The 16,077-nt window shown below is 72.7% G+C and carries 18 protein-coding genes; 11 read left to right on the forward strand and 7 right to left on the reverse strand.

Annotated elements, in window-relative coordinates:
- Positions 1–68 precede the first annotated feature (68 nt).
- The gene (locus DVK06_RS04205; RefSeq protein ID WP_121599409.1) at positions 69–533 is read left to right on the forward strand and encodes an MGMT family protein; all 465 of its coding nucleotides are present in this window, start codon (positions 69–71) and stop codon (positions 531–533) included.
- Positions 534–561: 28 nt separating this feature from the next.
- Here DVK06_RS04205 and cmk read toward each other — a convergent pair whose 3' ends face one another.
- Positions 562–1,176: a (d)CMP kinase gene (cmk, locus tag DVK06_RS04210; protein WP_121599410.1), complete on the reverse strand. Its 615-nt coding sequence runs from the start codon at positions 1,174–1,176 to the stop codon at positions 562–564.
- 131 nt (positions 1,177–1,307) lie between these two features.
- Here cmk and DVK06_RS04215 point away from each other — a divergent pair, with 131 nt between their 5' ends.
- On the forward strand, positions 1,308–4,241 hold the full coding sequence (locus tag DVK06_RS04215) for an ATP-dependent helicase (protein WP_121599411.1): 2,934 nt from the start codon (positions 1,308–1,310) through the stop codon (positions 4,239–4,241).
- A gap of 1 nt (position 4,242) precedes the next feature.
- The gene (locus tag DVK06_RS04220) at positions 4,243–5,031 is read left to right on the forward strand and encodes a CDP-alcohol phosphatidyltransferase family protein (protein ID WP_121599412.1); all 789 of its coding nucleotides are present in this window, start codon (positions 4,243–4,245) and stop codon (positions 5,029–5,031) included.
- Between the two features lie 83 nt (positions 5,032–5,114).
- On the opposite strand, the gene DVK06_RS04225 is transcribed toward DVK06_RS04220, so the two are convergent.
- Positions 5,115–5,495, reverse strand: a complete 381-nt coding sequence (locus tag DVK06_RS04225; RefSeq protein WP_053771249.1) for a hypothetical protein — start codon at positions 5,493–5,495, stop codon at positions 5,115–5,117.
- Between the two features lie 175 nt (positions 5,496–5,670).
- Between DVK06_RS04225 and DVK06_RS04230 the strand changes: the two genes are divergently transcribed.
- The 4 genes from DVK06_RS04230 to DVK06_RS04245 are packed head-to-tail and all read left to right on the forward strand — an operon-like array spanning position 5,671 to position 9,014.
- Positions 5,671–6,729, forward strand: a complete 1,059-nt coding sequence (locus DVK06_RS04230; protein ID WP_121599413.1) for a zinc-binding alcohol dehydrogenase — start codon at positions 5,671–5,673, stop codon at positions 6,727–6,729.
- Positions 6,717–7,088 carry a 6-carboxytetrahydropterin synthase gene (locus tag DVK06_RS04235; RefSeq protein ID WP_121599414.1) on the forward strand — a complete coding sequence of 124 codons (372 nt, stop codon included), beginning with the start codon at positions 6,717–6,719 and terminating at the stop codon, positions 7,086–7,088. The genes DVK06_RS04230 and DVK06_RS04235 overlap by 13 nt, the downstream gene beginning before the upstream one ends.
- A gap of 7 nt (positions 7,089–7,095) precedes the next feature.
- Positions 7,096–8,244, forward strand: a complete 1,149-nt coding sequence (locus tag DVK06_RS04240; protein WP_121599415.1) for a glycosyltransferase family 4 protein — start codon at positions 7,096–7,098, stop codon at positions 8,242–8,244.
- A complete protein-coding gene (locus DVK06_RS04245) occupies positions 8,241–9,014 on the forward strand; it encodes a class I SAM-dependent methyltransferase (RefSeq protein WP_121599416.1) in 774 nt (257 codons plus the stop codon). Before DVK06_RS04240 ends, DVK06_RS04245 begins: the two co-directional genes overlap by 4 nt.
- A 19-nt stretch (positions 9,015–9,033) precedes the next feature.
- Here the strand turns inward: DVK06_RS04245 and DVK06_RS04250 are convergent, their stop codons facing one another.
- Positions 9,034–9,222 (reverse strand): hypothetical protein, encoded by a 189-nt coding sequence (locus DVK06_RS04250; protein ID WP_121599417.1) that lies wholly within the window; start codon positions 9,220–9,222, stop codon positions 9,034–9,036.
- 83 nt (positions 9,223–9,305) lie between these two features.
- Positions 9,306–10,283 carry a formyltransferase family protein gene (locus DVK06_RS04255; protein WP_121562395.1) on the reverse strand — a complete coding sequence of 326 codons (978 nt, stop codon included), beginning with the start codon at positions 10,281–10,283 and terminating at the stop codon, positions 9,306–9,308.
- A 180-nt stretch (positions 10,284–10,463) separates the two neighbouring features.
- Here DVK06_RS04255 and purS point away from each other — a divergent pair, with 180 nt between their 5' ends.
- Both purS and purQ read left to right on the forward strand, forming a co-directional pair.
- A complete protein-coding gene (purS, locus tag DVK06_RS04260) occupies positions 10,464–10,715 on the forward strand; it encodes a phosphoribosylformylglycinamidine synthase subunit PurS (protein WP_121562396.1) in 252 nt (83 codons plus the stop codon).
- A gap of 88 nt (positions 10,716–10,803) precedes the next feature.
- On the forward strand, positions 10,804–11,481 hold the full coding sequence (gene purQ, locus DVK06_RS04265; protein ID WP_053771257.1) for a phosphoribosylformylglycinamidine synthase I: 678 nt from the start codon (positions 10,804–10,806) through the stop codon (positions 11,479–11,481).
- 32 nt (positions 11,482–11,513) lie between these two features.
- Here purQ and DVK06_RS04270 read toward each other — a convergent pair whose 3' ends face one another.
- On the reverse strand, positions 11,514–11,873 hold the full coding sequence (locus DVK06_RS04270) for an SHOCT domain-containing protein (protein WP_121599418.1): 360 nt from the start codon (positions 11,871–11,873) through the stop codon (positions 11,514–11,516).
- Between the two features lie 156 nt (positions 11,874–12,029).
- On the opposite strand from DVK06_RS04270, the gene DVK06_RS04275 reads away from it, so the two are divergent.
- Both DVK06_RS04275 and ilvD read left to right on the forward strand, forming a co-directional pair.
- Positions 12,030–12,422 carry a VOC family protein gene (locus tag DVK06_RS04275; protein WP_121599419.1) on the forward strand — a complete coding sequence of 131 codons (393 nt, stop codon included), beginning with the start codon at positions 12,030–12,032 and terminating at the stop codon, positions 12,420–12,422.
- Between the two features lie 108 nt (positions 12,423–12,530).
- Entirely contained in the window at positions 12,531–14,318 is a 1,788-nt protein-coding gene (gene ilvD / locus DVK06_RS04280) for a dihydroxy-acid dehydratase (RefSeq protein WP_121599420.1), read from the forward strand.
- Positions 14,319–14,354: 36 nt separating this feature from the next.
- On the opposite strand, the gene DVK06_RS04285 is transcribed toward ilvD, so the two are convergent.
- Entirely contained in the window at positions 14,355–14,783 is a 429-nt protein-coding gene (locus DVK06_RS04285; RefSeq protein WP_121599421.1) for a universal stress protein, read from the reverse strand.
- A gap of 51 nt (positions 14,784–14,834) precedes the next feature.
- Positions 14,835–16,013, reverse strand: coding sequence for an inorganic phosphate transporter (locus tag DVK06_RS04290; protein WP_121599422.1), 1,179 nt, complete (start codon positions 16,011–16,013; stop codon positions 14,835–14,837).
- Between the last annotated feature and the right edge of the window lie 64 nt (positions 16,014–16,077).

Here is a 16,077-nt window from a genome sequence, read left to right on the forward strand (position 1 = left end):
CTCCGGGCGAGGGTGCGACTCGGTTAGACGGGGGATGTTTTAAGTAATCGACCCGACCAGTGAAGGGTATGAGCATGGCGGGCACCTCGGGCGTCTTCGCCCGGGAGTTCGACCAGATCGGCCGGACCGTTCAGGTCGGGTTCGCCGGCGGTCGCGTCATCTCGGTGTCGTTCCCCGCCGAACCGCCGGGAGACGCCGACGGCGACCACGACCTCCTCGACCGGATCGGCGCGTACCTCGGCGGCGAGCGCGACGAGTTCACCGAGGTGGCGCTCGGTCTCACGGTCCCGACCGACCAGCGCGAGGCGCTGGAGGCGCTCCGCAACGTCCCGTACGGTGAGGAGGTTTCGGTGAGCCGCCTCGCCCGGCTCGCCGGGTTCGACCCCGACGACGCCGACGACGTGGCGACCGTGAGGGGCGCGCTGAACGACAACCCCGTCCCCGTGTTCCTCCCGGACCACCGGGTGAGCGGCGGGCCGTACGCGACGCCCGGCGATATCCGGCGCGCGCTCCGCCGCGTCGAAGGCCTGTAGGCGGGACGACGCCGCCGGGGACGGCCGATCAGATCTCGAAGTCGGGCGTGTCGAACGCGCCCTCGTCGGCGTCGACGTCGTAGCGTTCGATCCCGGTGAGCGCTAAGTCTAGCGTGGCCTCGGCGTCCCATCGCCCCGTGTTGATGACCAGGTCGTAGATGGACCGGTCGTTCAGGTCGATGTCGTAGTAGGACTTGTAGCGCTGCTCCTCGATGACCTCGCGCACCTGCATCTCGGAGGTCATCTCCTCGCGATCGGCCGTGCGGTCCGCGCGGACCTTGTCGGGCGCGTCGAGCCAGATCCGGATGTCGGCGCGGTTGCCGGCGATCCAGCCCGCGAGCCGCGACTCCAGCACGAACGCCTTGTTCGCGGTCCCCCACTTCTCGGCGATCCGGCGGAGCCGGCGGTCGAGCGCGCGGTCGATCTCCTCGGACTCGCCGGTCTCGGCGATGAGCTGGGAGAGGCTCATCTCCCGTTCGGCGGCGACCTCGCGGAACAGTTCGCCCCCGGAGACGTAGCCGCAGTCGAGCGACTCGGCGATGCCCTCGACGAGGGTCGTGGCCCCGCAGCCCGGCGGGCCGGAGACGGTGACGAACAGGTTCCGGTCGATCCGTCGGTCGGGCTCCGGCGAGGTGCCGCTCATGCGTGTGGCGCCACGGAAGGCGGTCGGATAAACGGGTCGGTTCCGCGAATTTCCGCGACCCCGACGTATGTGGGGTCGGTTCCGCGAATTTCCGCGGCCCCGACGCAACCGATTTCCCTCCCCGAGCCCTCGTGATCGCCGTGAGCGAGACCACGGACCGCGGCGACGAGGCGGCCGCGCGCGCCCTCCTCCGCGACGCGGTCGAGCGCGGTGCGATCGCGGACCCCGACTTCGACCCGGACGCGGTCCCGATCGCCGACGCCGACGTGCTCGCGCGGCTCTCGCCGCCGGTCCGGCGCTGGTGGGTCGAGCGGTTCGGCGCGTACGTCGGCGAGAACGGCGGGTTCTTCACGCCGCCGCAGCGCGAGGCGATCCCTCGCGTCGACGACGGGGAGAACTGCCTCGTCGCGGCGCCGACGGGCAGCGGGAAGACGCTGGCCTCGTTCCTCGCGGTGCTCGACGACCTCTTCGCGCGCGACCGCGCCGACGACCTCGACAACGCCGTCTACTGCCTGTACGTCTCGCCGCTGAAGTCGCTCGCGAACGACATCGAGCGCAACCTGGAGACTCCCTTGGAGGGGATCGGGGAGGCGGTCGCCGCGGCCGAGAGGGACGACGGGGCGGGGGACGCCGAGGCGTACGATCCGGGCGTCAGGCAGGCGATCCGCCACGGCGACACCTCGAAGGCGGACCGGCAGGCGATGCTCTCCGAGACGCCCCACGTCCTCAACACCACGCCGGAGACGCTGGCGATCCTGCTCAACTCGCCGAAGTTCAAGGAGAAGCTCCGCACCGTCGAGTACGTGATCGTCGACGAGATCCACTCGCTGGCCGCGAACAAGCGCGGCACGCACCTCGCGGTGTCCCTAGAGCGGCTGACCGAGTTGACGCGGAACGGAGACCGGGGAGGAGACGCCGGGATCGCGCGGATCGGCTGCTCGGCGACCGTCGAACCGCTCGACGGGATCGCCTCGTTCCTCGTCGGGCGCGAGCGCGTCGCCGGCGAGGTCGGCGACGCCGACGGGTTCGAGACGCGGCCCTGCGAGGTGGTCGACGCCCGGTTCGCCCGCGAGTTCGACCTCGAACTCCGGACGCCGGCCGCCGACCTGATCCACACGGCGCGGTCGGCGGTGACCGACCGCTTCTACGAGTCGCTTCACGACCTGATCGAGTCCCACGAGAACACGCTGGTGTTCACGAACTCCCGCTCGGGCGCCGAGCGCACCCTCCAGGAGCTCCGGGGGCGGTTCGACTACGACGGGTCGGACTCCGGCTGCCACCACGGGAGCCTCGGCGAGGCGCAGCGCACCCGCGTCGAGGAGGGGCTGAAGTCGGGCGAGCTGGACGTGGTCACGACCTCGACGAGCCTGGAGTTGGGGATCGACATGCCGCACCTCGATCTCGTCGTCCAGGTGGGCTCGCCGAAGTCCGTCGCCGCGCTGCTCCAGCGCGTCGGCCGCGCGGGCCACAGCCCGGGCGAGACCGTCGAGGGCCGGGTGTTCGCCCTGGACCGCGACGAGCTGATCGAGTGCGCCGCGCTGCTCGCGCGCGCCGAGGACGGGTTCGTCGACCGCGTGTTCCCGCCCGAGGGCGCGTACGACGTGGCGGCACAGCACGTCTACGGGATGGCCATAAACCGGATCCGCCCCGACCGCGAGGTCCGCGAGGTACTGCGCCGGGCGCACCCGTACCGCGGCTTCGACGACGCCGCGTACGAGCGGCTGTTCCGGTACCTCACGGGCGACTACGACGGACTGGAGGAGAAGAACGTCTACCCGAAGGTGTGGCGCGACGCCAACGACCCGCCCGACGGCGAACACCACCACCCCGCGTACCCGGTCGGCGAGACGCTCGTCGGGAAGCGCGGGCGGCTCGCGCGGGTCATCTACATGACGAACGTGGGAACGATCCCCGACTCGTTCACCTGCGACGTGTTCACGCGCGACGACGAGTGGGTCGGCACCCTCGACGAGTCGTACCTCGACACGCTGGAGTCGGGCGACGTGTTCGCCTTGGGCGGCGAGTGGTTCGCGTTCCGCTACCGCCGCGGCTCGAAGGTGTACGTCGACCGCACGAGCGAGCGCCCGACCGTGCCGTCGTGGTTCGCCGAGCGACTGCCCCTCTCGGCGGACCTCGCCCGCGAGGTCCTCGACTTCCAGGCCGAACTCCTCGACCGCCTGACGGGGGACGGCGCGAACGCCGGCCCGGCGGCGGTCCGGGCGTGGCTCCGACAGTTCCCCCTCGACGGGAACGCGGTCCGCGCGCTCGCCCGCATGTACGACGAGCAGGTACGGTACGCGGGCGCGGACTCGGTCTCGACGCCCGACCGCCTCGTCGTCGAGGAGGAGCTCGACCGGAGCGAGTACAAGCGGCGCTTCTACGTCCACTCGACCTACGGCCGCCGGTTCAACGACGGGCTCTCGCGGCTCGTCGCGGCCGCGGTCGCGAACCGCACCGACGCCAACGTCGCGGTGGCGGTCGCCGACCGCGGCTTCTCGCTCGCGCTCCCGCTGAACCGGAAGGTCGACGTGGCGGGGATACTGGCCGACCTCGACCCGGAGACGGTCCGCGAGGACCTGCGCGAGGCGGTTCAGGGGACGGACCTGCTCCAGCGCTACTTCCGGATCAACGCCGGGCGCGCGCTCCTGATCCTGAAGCGGTACAAGGGGTACGAGAAGTCGGCCGCGGAACAGCAGGTCTCCGCCGAGATGCTGCTGTCGTTCGCGGCCGACTTAGAGGAGTTCGCCGTCTTAGAGGAGACGTACCGGGAGCTGCTGGAGGACCGGCTCGACGTCGACGGCATCCGCGAGGCGGTCGACCGGATCGCCGCCGGCGACCTCGCGGTCGAACACCGCGTCGTCGACTCGCCCAGCCCGCTCGCGTTCGGGCTCGCGACGCTGGTCGACTCCGACACCGTCATCGCCGACGACGAGTCCGCGGTCCTCCGCGAGTTCCACGCCCGCGTGATGGAGGAGATCGGCGAGACCCCGCGGAGCGCCGCGGCCGAGGGAGAAGGCGGAGGCGACCCCGACGCCGGACCGCCCGCGGACGGGAAACCGGACTGAGATGACGGTCCCCGATCCCCCCGCCGTCCCGCCCGCCAGGCTCCGCCGACGGTTCGCCGGGGCCGTGGCGCTCGGCGCGCTCGGGCTGGCCGCGCTGTGGCGCCCGCTCGGCACGGCTTGGGTCCTCGCCGCGGTCGTTCCCGGCGCGTACCTCGCCGCGTACGCGCGCGGCAACCTCGCGGCGAACCGCGCGCCCGACGGTGAGGCACCGGACCCGCGGCTCGGCCCGGCGAACGCGATCACGCTGTTCCGCGGCTGGCTCGCCGTCGTCCTCGCGGGCGCGGCGGTCGCGCCGGCGCCGAGTCCGTGGCTCCCCGCCGCCCTCTTCGTCGGCGCGGTGGGCCTCGACGCGGTCGACGGCGCTGTCGCCCGCCGCACCCGCGAGACGGCCCTCGGCGCGCGCCTCGACGGGGCCACCGACGCGTTGGCCGTGCTCGTCGGCGCCGCGGTCGCCGTCGCGCTCGGCGCGCTCCCCGCGTGGTACCTCCTCGCCGGCGGCGTCTGGTACGCCTACGCCGGGTCGCTGTGGCGGCGCCGGCGACGCGGGGCACCGGTGTACGAGCTGCCGCCCAGCCGGGTTCGGCCGTTCGTGGGCACCGCGCAGTTCGCCGTGCTCGCGCTCGCGCTCCTCCCGAACGTCGGCCGCGGGGGCGGGAGGGCCCTCCTGACCGCGTTCGCGGCGGTCGCGCTGGCGGCGCTCCTGGCGAGCTTCGCCAGAGACTGGGCGGCCGCGACGGGGCGACTCGGCCGCGACGACCCGCCGACCGCGGCCGGGCGAGGCGGCGAGTGAGGCGGTGAGCGAACGGTCCGAACCGGGCGGGGGCGGGACCGGTTCGCGGCGTCGAGGAGTGGACGGCGAGCCGCGGTCGCGCGCTACGACTCTCTCGAGAGCAGGACCGCCAGGACGGCGATCAACGCGACCTGCGCGACCTTGTCGACGGCGCCGTACACCCCGACGTCGGCCGGGAACGAGTACGTCCCGGTGACGAAGTTGATCACGTACCAGAGGACGATCTGACCGCCGGTGAACGGGATCCCGACGGCGTACATCAGCCGGCGCCGGTACCCGGCGACTATCGCCGCCACGCCCGCGCCGAAGCCGAGGGTCGCGACGAAAAAGGAGATCCCCAGCGCGCCCCCGACCAGAACCCCGAGGACGGCGTGGACGATCCCGGACACGGTCGCGGCGATGATCCCGACCCAGTGGAGCGTGGTCAGCGATTCGACGTCGGCGCCCGCGTCGGAGTGTGCCATGAATACGCCACGCACGGCCTCCGCCGGCTTATGTTTACTCCCCGGCGGGCGCGACCGCGACGGGCGACTCCGCTCGGTCGGGCGGTCGTCGCCGGCGGGGCTTTATATTTGATCGGCACATGCGATCGGTAATGTCGACTCCTCTCGGCCGTCGGCCGCGGACGGGTGAGTCCGCGTGAGCGACGGCGCCGTCCACCGCGCGGTGGAGTTCACCGCCCCCGAGCGCGTCGAGGTCGTCACGGTCGACGACCCCGCCCCGGCCCCCGACGAGGTGGTCGTCTCCGCGTCCGTCTCGGCGGTGAGCGCGGGGTCCGAGCTGCTCGCGTACCGCGGGGATCTCGACCCCGAGACCGTCGCGGACGAGGAGCTCTCCTCGCTCGACGGCGACCTCTCGTACCCGCTCCGCTACGGCTACGCGGTCGTCGGGCGGGTGACCGCGGTCGGCGAGGCGGTCGACCCGTCGTGGCGCGACCGCACCGTCTTCGCGTTCAACCCCCACGAGAGCCGGTTCGCCGTCTCCCCGGACGCGCTCATCCCGGTCCCGGACGGGATCGACCCGGAGACCGCGACGCTGTTCGCGAACGCGGAGACGGCGGTGACGCTGACGCTCGACGCGGCCCCCCGGCTCGGCGAGCGCGTCGCGGTGTTCGGGCAGGGCGTCGTGGGGCTGCTCACGACCGCCCTCCTGGCACGGAGCGGCGCGGAGACCGTGGTCGCGGTCGAACCGAAGGACCGGCGGCGCGGGCTCGCGGCCGAGTTCGGCGCCGACGCCGTCGTCGACCCGACCCGATACGACGGGCGCGCCGGCGTCGTCGACGCCGTCCGCGACCGCACCGGGGGCGTCGACCTCGCGGTCGAGGTCTCGGGGCAGCCCGAGACGCTGGAGACGGCCGTCGAGACGACGCGGTTCGACGGCCGCGTCCTCGTGGGGTCGTGGTACGGCACCAAGCGCGCCGACCTCGGCTTCGGCGACCACTTCCACCGCGGGCGGGTCACCGTCCGGAGCAGCCAGGTCACGACCATCGCGCCGGAACTCCGGGGTCGTTGGGACCGGGAGCGCCGCCGCGAGACCGCCTGGCGCCAGCTCCGGCGACTTCACGGCGAGCTGGGCGTCACCGAACGGCTCGTCACGGACCGCGTCCCGGTCGACCGCGCGCCGAGCGCGTACCGGCGCCTCGCCGACGAGGGCGAAGCGACCCTCCAACTCCTCTTCACCTACCCATGTACGAACTGACCGTCTCCGAGACGTTCGTCGCACAGCACTACCTCACCGTCCCGAACCCGCCGGCCGGCGAGGCGGAGCTCCACTCGCACACCTTCACCGCGGAGGCGACGTTCCGCGGCCCGGAGCTCGGCGAGTACGGCTACCTGCTCGACATCGACCTCGCGCTCGACGCCCTGGCCGACGCGGCCGACCGCTACCGGGACGAGACGCTCAACGAGCACTTGGAGGGCAACCCCAGCGCCGAGCGGCTGGCCCGAGCGCTGTTCGACGACCTCGCGACGGTGGACGCCCCGGCCGCGACCCGGCTGACCGTGACCGTCCGCGAGGACGACGCCGCGAGCGTCTCCTACGCCGGCGAACTGCGGTGACGCCCCGATGCGCGTCGCCCTCGTGCTGGCCGGCGACATCGAGTCCGAGTCCGGCGGCTTCTACTACGACCGGCGGCTCCGCGACCGGCTCCGCGAGCGCGGCCACGGCGTCGAGGTCGTCTCGCTGCCTCGGGGGTCCTACCGGGAACGCCTCGCGCCGAACCTCCGTGCGGGCCGGCTCGCAGACCGCCTCGCCGAGTTCGACGTGGTCGTCGAGGACGGGCTGGCGCACCCCTCCGTGCTGTGCGCCAACCGCCGACTCGACGCGCCGACCGTCGCGCTCGTCCACATGATCGCGTGGCGTGCGCGGGCGGCGCAGGGGACGCCGGACGGCGGACGGGGGCCCCTCGACCGCGCGCGCTCGGCGCTCGGTCGCCGCGGAGTGGCGGCCGTCGAGCGCCGGTTCCTCCGCGGCGTCGACGCCGCGGTGTACAACGCCGAGACGACCCGTCGGAACGCGGCCGTGCTCGGCGGCCCGGCCAGGAGCGCGGTCGCCCCGCCGGCCGGCGACCGGTTCGAGCCCGTGACCTCCGCGTCCGAGATCCGCGAGCGCGCCCGGTCCGGTCCGCTGGAGGTGACCTTCCTCGGGAACGTCGTCCCGCGGAAGGGGCTCGACGCGCTCGTCGACGGCCTCGCCAGGCTGGACGGTCGCGACGTGGACTGGCGGCTGACGGTCGTCGGGGACCGGACGGTCGCGCCGGACCACGCCGAGGCCGTCGCGGAGTCGGTCGCCGCGGCCGGGATCGGCGACCGCGTCGGCTTCGCCGGCCGCCTCGACGACGAGGCGGTCGCGGCGCGGCTCCGCGAGAGCCACGTCCTGGCGGTCCCGTCGCGGTACGAGCCGTTCGGCATGGTGTACCTGGAGGCGATGGGATTCGGCTGCGTGCCGCTGGCGACGACCGCGGGCGGCGCGAGCGAGTTCGTCCGGGACGGCGAGTCGGGCGTCCTCGTGCCCCCCGGCGACCCGCGCGCCGTGGCCGCGGCCCTCCGCGACCTCGACGACCGCGACCGGCTGGCGGCCATGGGGACCGCCGCCCGCCGCGACTACGAGGCGCGGCCGGGGTGGCCGGAGACGCTCGACCGCGTCGTCGACTTCCTGGAGGCCGAGGCCGGACGGCGGACGGGGGGCCCGGATCGGGGAGGTGACGCGGCGTGACCGACCACGCGACGTACCTCGACGCGAAGCGCGCCCTCGACGACCGCTCGCTGAACCGGACGGTCCTCGACCGCTTCGCCGCCGAGCTCCCGCCCGAGCCCGAGGTGCTCGAAGTCGGCGCGGGCACGGCGACGATGGTCGAGCGCCTCGTCGACTGGGGCGTGATCGACGCCGGCCGGTGGGTCGCGGTCGACGCCCGCGAGGACGCCCTGTCGGCGGGCGAAGCGCGGATCGGCGGCGCGGTCGGCGACGTCGCCGTCGAGTTCCGCGTCGCGGACGCCTTCGACGTCGCGAGCGAGGCGGCGGCCGCCGGCGAGCGGTTCGACGCGGTCGTCGGCTGCGCGTTCTTCGACGTGGTCGACGCCGCCCCCGCGGTCGACGCCCTCGCCGAGGTCGCCCCCGTCGCGTACGCGCCGATCACATACGACGGCGAGACGCGGTTCGCGCCCCCGGACCCGGACGACGAGGCCGTCCTCGACCGCTATCACCGCCACATGCGGGAGTTCCGCCCCGGCGGCCCCGACGGGGCGGCGGCGCTGGCCCGGCAGGCGACCGCGATCGCCGAGGGGCCCTCCCCGTGGGAGATCGAACCCCCCTACGAGTCGGGCGAGCGGACCGTACTCGCGCACCTGCTCGACACGGTGGAGGCGGCCGTCGGCGAGACCGGCTACGACGCGAGCGACTGGGCGGCCAGACGCCGCCGGGCGCTCGACGACGAGCGCCTGCGCTACGAGGCCGCGAACCGCGACCTGCTGGTGCGGTTGGAGTGAGCGCCCCGGCGGTCCCGGTTCACGGCCCGAACGGCTCCCCCGGAACCGGGTCCGGGAGCCCCTCGAGCACCAGGGTCGTGTAGTGGAGGAACACCGCCAGCGCGGCGAGCGAGAGGAGCAGCAGGAACAGCAGGATCAGCCGCTCGTCGCTGCGGACGACCGCGGCGGTGTCCGCGAGGAACCTCGTCCGCGCGCGACGGCCGGTCATCGTCCATTGTTGCGCTCGCGGGCGGTTAAAAGTAGCCGCCGCAGTCCGGGTGCGACCGGCGCCTGCGGCCCTCTCCCGCTCCGTCAGTCGTCCGACGGCGACGGGCGGGTGCGGCCGAGCGGCTCGCCGTCGACGGGCTCGTCCGGGTTCGCGTCCACGGCGGCCTCCGAGAGGCCGAGCTGCGCGTCGACGTCCACGTCCTCGCGCACGTGGACTGTCCCGCGGTGGACCGCGATGGCGTCCGCGAGGTGGAGCCGGACCGCGTCGAGCAGGACCTCGGCCTCGAGGGGCTGCCCGCGGCGCTTGATCTCGTCGACGTCGGCGCCCGGGGGCACGTCGAAGGCGCGCTGGGCGATGACCGGCCCCTGGTCGAGGTCGGTCGTGACGTAGTGGGCGGTGACGCCCGCGACCCGGACGCCGGCGTCCTTGGCCTGCCGGTACGCCTCCGCGCCGGGGAACGCCGGCAGCAGCGAGGGGTGGACGTTGACGATCCGCCCCTCGTACCGGAAGACGACCTCGGGCGAGAGGATGCGCATGTACCGCGCCAGGGCGATGAGGTCCACGTCGTACTCGGCCAGCAGGTCGAGCAGGCGCTCCTCATCGGTGTTGCCGTTGCCGTCGCCCACGTCGTAGAACGGCTTGTCGTAGCGCTCCGCGAGCGACCGGAGGTCGCCGCGGTTGCCGATGACGACCGGGATCTCGGCCTCGCTGTCCTCGGCCAGCTCGCCGCGCGCCTCCGCCTCCAACAGCGCCTCGGGCGCGTGGGTCTCCTTGGTGACGAGCAGCGCCACCCGCCGCGCGTCGCGGTCGCTCGGGAACCGGACCTGGATGTCGACGTCGAGCTCGCGGCCGAGCTCGGCGAGCGCCCGGCGGAGCTCGCCGCGCGAGGTCTCCATCTCCGAGGTGTCGACGCGGGTCGTCATCCGGAAGACGCCCTCGCGGACCGCCTGATCGAGGTCCTCGATGTTGATTCCGCGCTCGAACAGCAGGGAGGTGACCCGCGCGATGAGTCCGGTCTTGTCTCCTCCGACGACCGTGATTTCGGTCAGTTCGCGGGTCATGCGACGATCACCTCCGCGGGTTCGAGCGGCTGCATACACCTCCTCCAACAGCCGGAGGGGTTTGCCCCTTTCGCTCGGTGCCGTCCCTGCCTCCCGCACGAACGACCGATATATATCCACGAATGTGCGTATAAACGTCGTTCCAAAACGGTTTTTACACACGACTCCGCACCATCGGGTATGACCGCGTACACGGCGACGGTGACGGTCCGGCTGAAGCGGGGCGTCCTCGACCCGGAGGCCGAGACGACCCAGCAGGCCCTCGAACGGCTCGGGTTCGAGCTGTCCGACCTCCGCTCGGCGGACCGCTTCGAGGTCGACCTCGACGCCGCCGACGCCGACGAGGCGGCCGACCGCGCCGGCGAGATGGCCGAGCGGCTGCTCGCGAACCCCACGATCCACGACTACGACGTGGCGGTCGCGGAGCGATGACGGTCGCCGTCTCCGGGACGACGCCGACCGTCACCGGCGCGGCCGCCGGCGATGCGAGCGTCGCGGCCGCCCACACGGGGTGGGCGGCGTGACGGTCGCCGTCGTCCAGTTCGGCGGCTCGAACTGCGACCGCGACGCCGTCCGCGCGCTCGACCACCTCGGCGTCGACGCCGAGCGCGTCTGGTACGACGACGGCCTCCCCGCCGACCCCGACGGGGTCGTCCTCCCCGGCGGGTTCTCCTACGGCGATTACCTCCGCGCCGGCGCGATGGCCGCCCGCGACCCGATCATGAACGAAGTCCGCGACGCCGCCGACGCCGGCGTCCCCGTGATCGGCATCTGTAACGGCGCGCAGATCGGCTCGGAGTCGGGGCTGACGCCCGGCGCGTTCACCACGAACGCCTCCGCGCGGTTCCAGTGCGAGCCGGTCCGCCTGCGCGTCGAGCGCGCCGATACCCCCTGGACCGCCGCCTACGACGAGGGACAGGTCATCGAGGTCCCCATCGCGCACGGCGAGGGGCGCTTCGAGATAAGCGAGGCGGCCCACGCCGACCTCGTCGCCGAGGACCGCGTCCTCTTCCGCTACTGCGACGCCGACGGGAACGTCACGGACGCCGCCAATCCGAACGGCTCGACCGACAACGTCGCCGGCGTCCTCGGCGAGCGCGAGACGGTCGCGGTGCTGATGCCCCACCCCGAGCGCGCCACGCTCCCGGACCTCGGCCGCAGCACCGACGGCGCCGGAATCCTGCGCGCGTTCGCCTGACCGGCCGCGACGACCGACCTTCTTCCCCCGACTTACCGCGCCCGCGCCGCCTCCCCGCTCGATTCGGTCTCGTGCGTCGGGCTCGAACCGGTCCCACCGGTCTCCTCCCGCTCCAGTTCGCGCTCCAGCGCCCGCTCGAATTCCGCTTCCGTGAGATCGCCCTCCGCGTACCGTCGCTGAAGGCGCTCGACCGGATCCTCGTCGGGCTCGCTCTGCGTCGAGCCGTCGTCGGTCTCGTTCGCGAGCGCCCTGATTCCGACGACGCCCACGGCGAGCAGCGCCGCGACGGTGAGCAACGCGAGAAGCGGGAAGAGGAACATCCAGCCGCCCATCCCCGCACCGGCCATCCCGCCCATCAGCGGCGCGACGGCGACGACGTTCAAGCCAATCATGTGTGATACTTACATTTTTGTGAGTAAATACTCCGCGGCGGTTCGCGGGTCGCGGGACCGCGCTTCACCGTCGCATTCGCCGCGCTGCTGGCGTTCGAAGGCGAGCGTCGTGCCGCCCCCGCACGACTTTTGCGCCCGGCCGCCGAACCGGCCGTTGTGAACGCTCGACACATCGACCACGTCAACCTTCGAATTCCCGAAGACGGCGCCGACGAGGCCCGCGAGTTCTACGGCCAGCAGCTCGGATTCGGCATCGAGGACGCGCTGTACGCGGCCGACGAGAAGCCGTTCTTCGACGTGCGGCTCTCGGCGACCGCCGTGATCCACCTCTGGCCGACCGACGAGTTCGAGGCGCCGACGAAGACGAACTACGACCACGTCGCGGTCGTCGTCGAGGAATCGGTCGAGGAGATCGAGGCCGAACTGGCGGACACCGGCGTCGAGGTCGAGAAGAGCCTCGACTCGCCGCTCGGCGCGACCGGGGAGGCGGGCGCGGTGTACGTCAGGGACCCGTTCGGCTACCGGGTGGAACTGAAGTCGCGGGTGTGATAGCCCGGTGACGACGACCGATCGACCCTCGCCCCGAACCCGTTCGCCCCGCCGAGCAACCCTCGCCCCGACGCGGCCGTTTAAGACCCCCGAGCGACAGGGTCGCGTATGAGCGAACAGCAGCCGAGGTCCGACGACGACGAGCGGCGTCGTCGCCGGGCGGACGCGGACCGATTCGCCGGGAAGAAGGACGGAGACCTGCGCAGCCGCGAGGTGACGGAGGGGCCGGACAAGGCGCCGCACCGCGCGATGTTCCGCGCGATGGGCTTCGACGACGAGGACCTCTCGTCGCCCATCGTCGGCGTGCCGAACCCCGCGGCCGACATCACGCCGTGTAACGTCCACCTCGACGACGTGGCCGACGCCGCGCTCGACGGCATCGACGCCGCGGGCGGGATGCCGATCGAGTTCGGAACGATCACCATTAGCGACGCCATCTCGATGGGGACGGAAGGGATGAAGGCGAGCCTCATCTCGCGGGAGGTCATCGCCGACTCCGTCGAGCTGGTCTCCTTCGGCGAGCGCATGGACGCGCTCGTGACCGTCGCGGGCTGCGACAAGAACCTCCCCGGGATGATGATGGCCGCGATCCGGACGGATCTGCCGAGCGTCTTCCTCTACGGCGGCTCGATCATGCCCGGCCAGCACGACGGCCGCGACGTGACGATCGTCCAGGTGTTCGAGGGCGTCGGCACGTACGCGCAGGGCGACATGGACGCCGACGAGCTCGACGACCTGGAGCGGCACGCCTGCCCCGGCGCGGGCTCCTGCGGCGGGATGTTCACCGCGAACACGATGGCGTCGCTCTCGGAGGCCCTCGGGCTGGCGCCGCTCGGGTCGGCCTCGCCGCCCGCCGAGGACGAGGCGCGCTACGCGGTCGCCGAGCGCGCGGGCGAGCTGGCGATGGACTGTATCGAGAACGACCGCCGCCCCTCCGACATCCTCTCGCGGGAGTCGTTCGAGAACGCGATCGCGGCCCAGACCGCGATGGGCGGCTCGACGAACGCCGTCCTCCACCTGCTCGCCTTGGCGGGCGAGGCCGACGTGGACCTCTCGATCGAGGACTTCGACGAGATATCCAAGCGCACCCCGAAGATCGCGGACCTCCAGCCCGGCGGGACGCGCGTGATGAACGACCTCCACGAGATCGGCGGCGTGCCGGTCGTGCTCCGCCGCCTGCTGGAGGCGGACCTGCTCCACGGCGACGCGATGACGGTGACGGGCAACACCCTCGCCGAGGAGATCGCGGCGCTGGAGGAGCGCGGCGAGCTCCCGGACGAGTCGGACGTCGAGGCCGACTTCCTCTACCCCGTCGACGATCCGAAGGAGGAGGAGGGCGCGATCAAGATCCTCGACGGCAACCTCGCGCCGGACGGCTCGGTGCTGAAGGTGACCGGCGACGACGAGTTCTACCACGAAGGGCCGGCCCGCGTGTTCGAGAGCGAGGAGGACGCGATGGAGTACGTCCAGTCCGGCGGGATCGAGTCCGGCGACGTGATCGTCATCCGCAACGAGGGCCCCCGCGGCGGCCCCGGGATGCGCGAGATGCTCGGGGTCACCGCCGCGGTCGTCGGCGCGGGCCACGAGGACGACGTGGCGCTGCTCACCGACGGCCGCTTCTCGGGCGGCACCCGCGGCCCGATGATCGGCCACGTCGCGCCCGAGGCCGCCGTCGGCGGCCCGATCGGCCTGATCGAGGACGGCGACCACGTCACCGTCGACATCCCCGAGCGCGACCTCACCGTCGACCTCTCCGACGAGGAGCTGGAGGCGCGCCGCGAGGAGTGGGAGGCGCCCGAGCCGCCCTACGAGGGGGGCATCCTCGCGAAGTACGGCCGGGACTTCGCCTCCGCCGCCGCCGGCGCGGTGACGAACCCGCGGCTCACGCGGGACTGATCGCGCCGCCGCCCACCGACCGCGCCGGGCCCTCCGTCAGCGGACGAGCACCACGGGCACCGGGGCGCGCTTGGAGACGGTCTCGGCGACGTTACCGACGAGGAACCGGCGCGTCGCACGCCCGCGGTCCGCGCCGTGGGCCCCGATCACGACCGTGTCGTACCCCTCCGCCCGGTCGACGATGTTCCGCGCCGGGTGGCCGACGCCGACGGCCGTGTCGACCTCGCGGCCGCGGTCGGTCGCCAGTGCGCGGGCGCGCTCGAAGACGCCCTCCGCGCGCTCCGCGGCCGCCGCCTCGAAGTCGTCCGCGAGCGCGAGCGACGCGGCCTCGCCCATCATCATCGACGGCGCGCCGACGACGTGGACCACGGTGACGTCGGCGTCCGGGAAGTTCTCCAAGGCGTATTCGAGGGCTCGCTCGGCGTGGTCCGAGTCGTCCATCGGCACGAGGATGCGGTCTATCATACCCGATCTACGCCGCGCACCCTCCTAACTGCTCCCGTCAGCGCGGCGTCGTCAGGCGACTCCCGGCAAGAGGACGAAGAACGCGTACGCCAGCGCGGTCGACACCGACGGGCCGATGATCCACATCGAGACGTACTTCAGGACCGCCCGGGGGTTGAACAGGTCGCCCGCGTTCAACACCGCCGCCGGCTCCGCCTCCCCGATCGGCGACGACTGCCGTCCCTCGGTGTCGCCGACGGTGATCGCGCCGGTGACGATCTCGTTGTCGCCGGTGTCGCGCGTGACCGCCTGCCGGACCGTGACCGGGCGCGTCGCCCGCCCCCAGCCGATGCCGACGATCGTCATCACCGTGCCCATGACGAGGCTGATCGGGATGCCGATCCACGAGAGGACCGTCGTGATCGTCGAGGCCGTGGTCATCACGAACAGCGCGGCGAGGAGCGGGATGTCGCTGAGCTCGCCGCCGACCGACTCCATCGTGCGGCGGGCGATCGTGAACCCGCCGAGCCCGATCGCGAGCGTCGCGAGCAGGATCGCGGTGTCGTCGGGGAGCCCGCCGACCCCGCTGACGAGCGGCGCGGCGGCGTTCGGGACGTTGCTCGCACCGGCGCTGAACGCCATGTAACAGCCGATGACCAGAACCACGACCGTGCTGACGAGTTCCGAGTACGTCGTGTTGGGTCCGAGCGCGACCGTGGGTACGGCCCCGTCGCGGTCGAGTCGGAGCAGCGGGCCGGGGGACTTCTCGATGCGAACGCGCCGGTTCACGGCCGGGTAGACGTACCGACCGATGACGACGCCGATCCAGAAGCCGATGATCGGCGTCACGATCCACCAGGAGACGATCCGGGTGATCGTGGCGTAGTTGAGCGTGTCGGTCGCCAGCCCGAGCCCCGCGATAGCGCCAACGGTCGTCATCGAGGTCGGCACCGGGACGCCGAAGACGTTCGCGATGAGGATCCCGAACCCGATGAAAAACAGGACGGCGACGCCGGCCGACAGCGAGAGTTCGGTCGTGATGATCCCGCCGCTGAGCGTGTCCATCACGTTCCGTCCCACCGTCCACCCGCCGAGGAACACGAACACCGTCATCAGCGCGGCCGCGGTCGTCTTCTTCAGGATGCCGGCGCCCACCGGCGGCCCCCACGCGATGCCGGTCGAGGAGCCGCCGATGTTGAAGCCGACGAACACCGAGGCGACGATACCGACAGCGAGCAGCGTCTCGACCATCTCCTGCGCCTACCGGCATCGGCGGCAAATACCTGTCGCCATCGGGGAGCGGACGGCTGCGAGA

The organism is Halorubrum sp. Atlit-28R, from assembly GCF_003665955.1.
Classification (GTDB): domain Archaea; phylum Halobacteriota; class Halobacteria; order Halobacteriales; family Haloferacaceae; genus Halorubrum; species Halorubrum tropicale.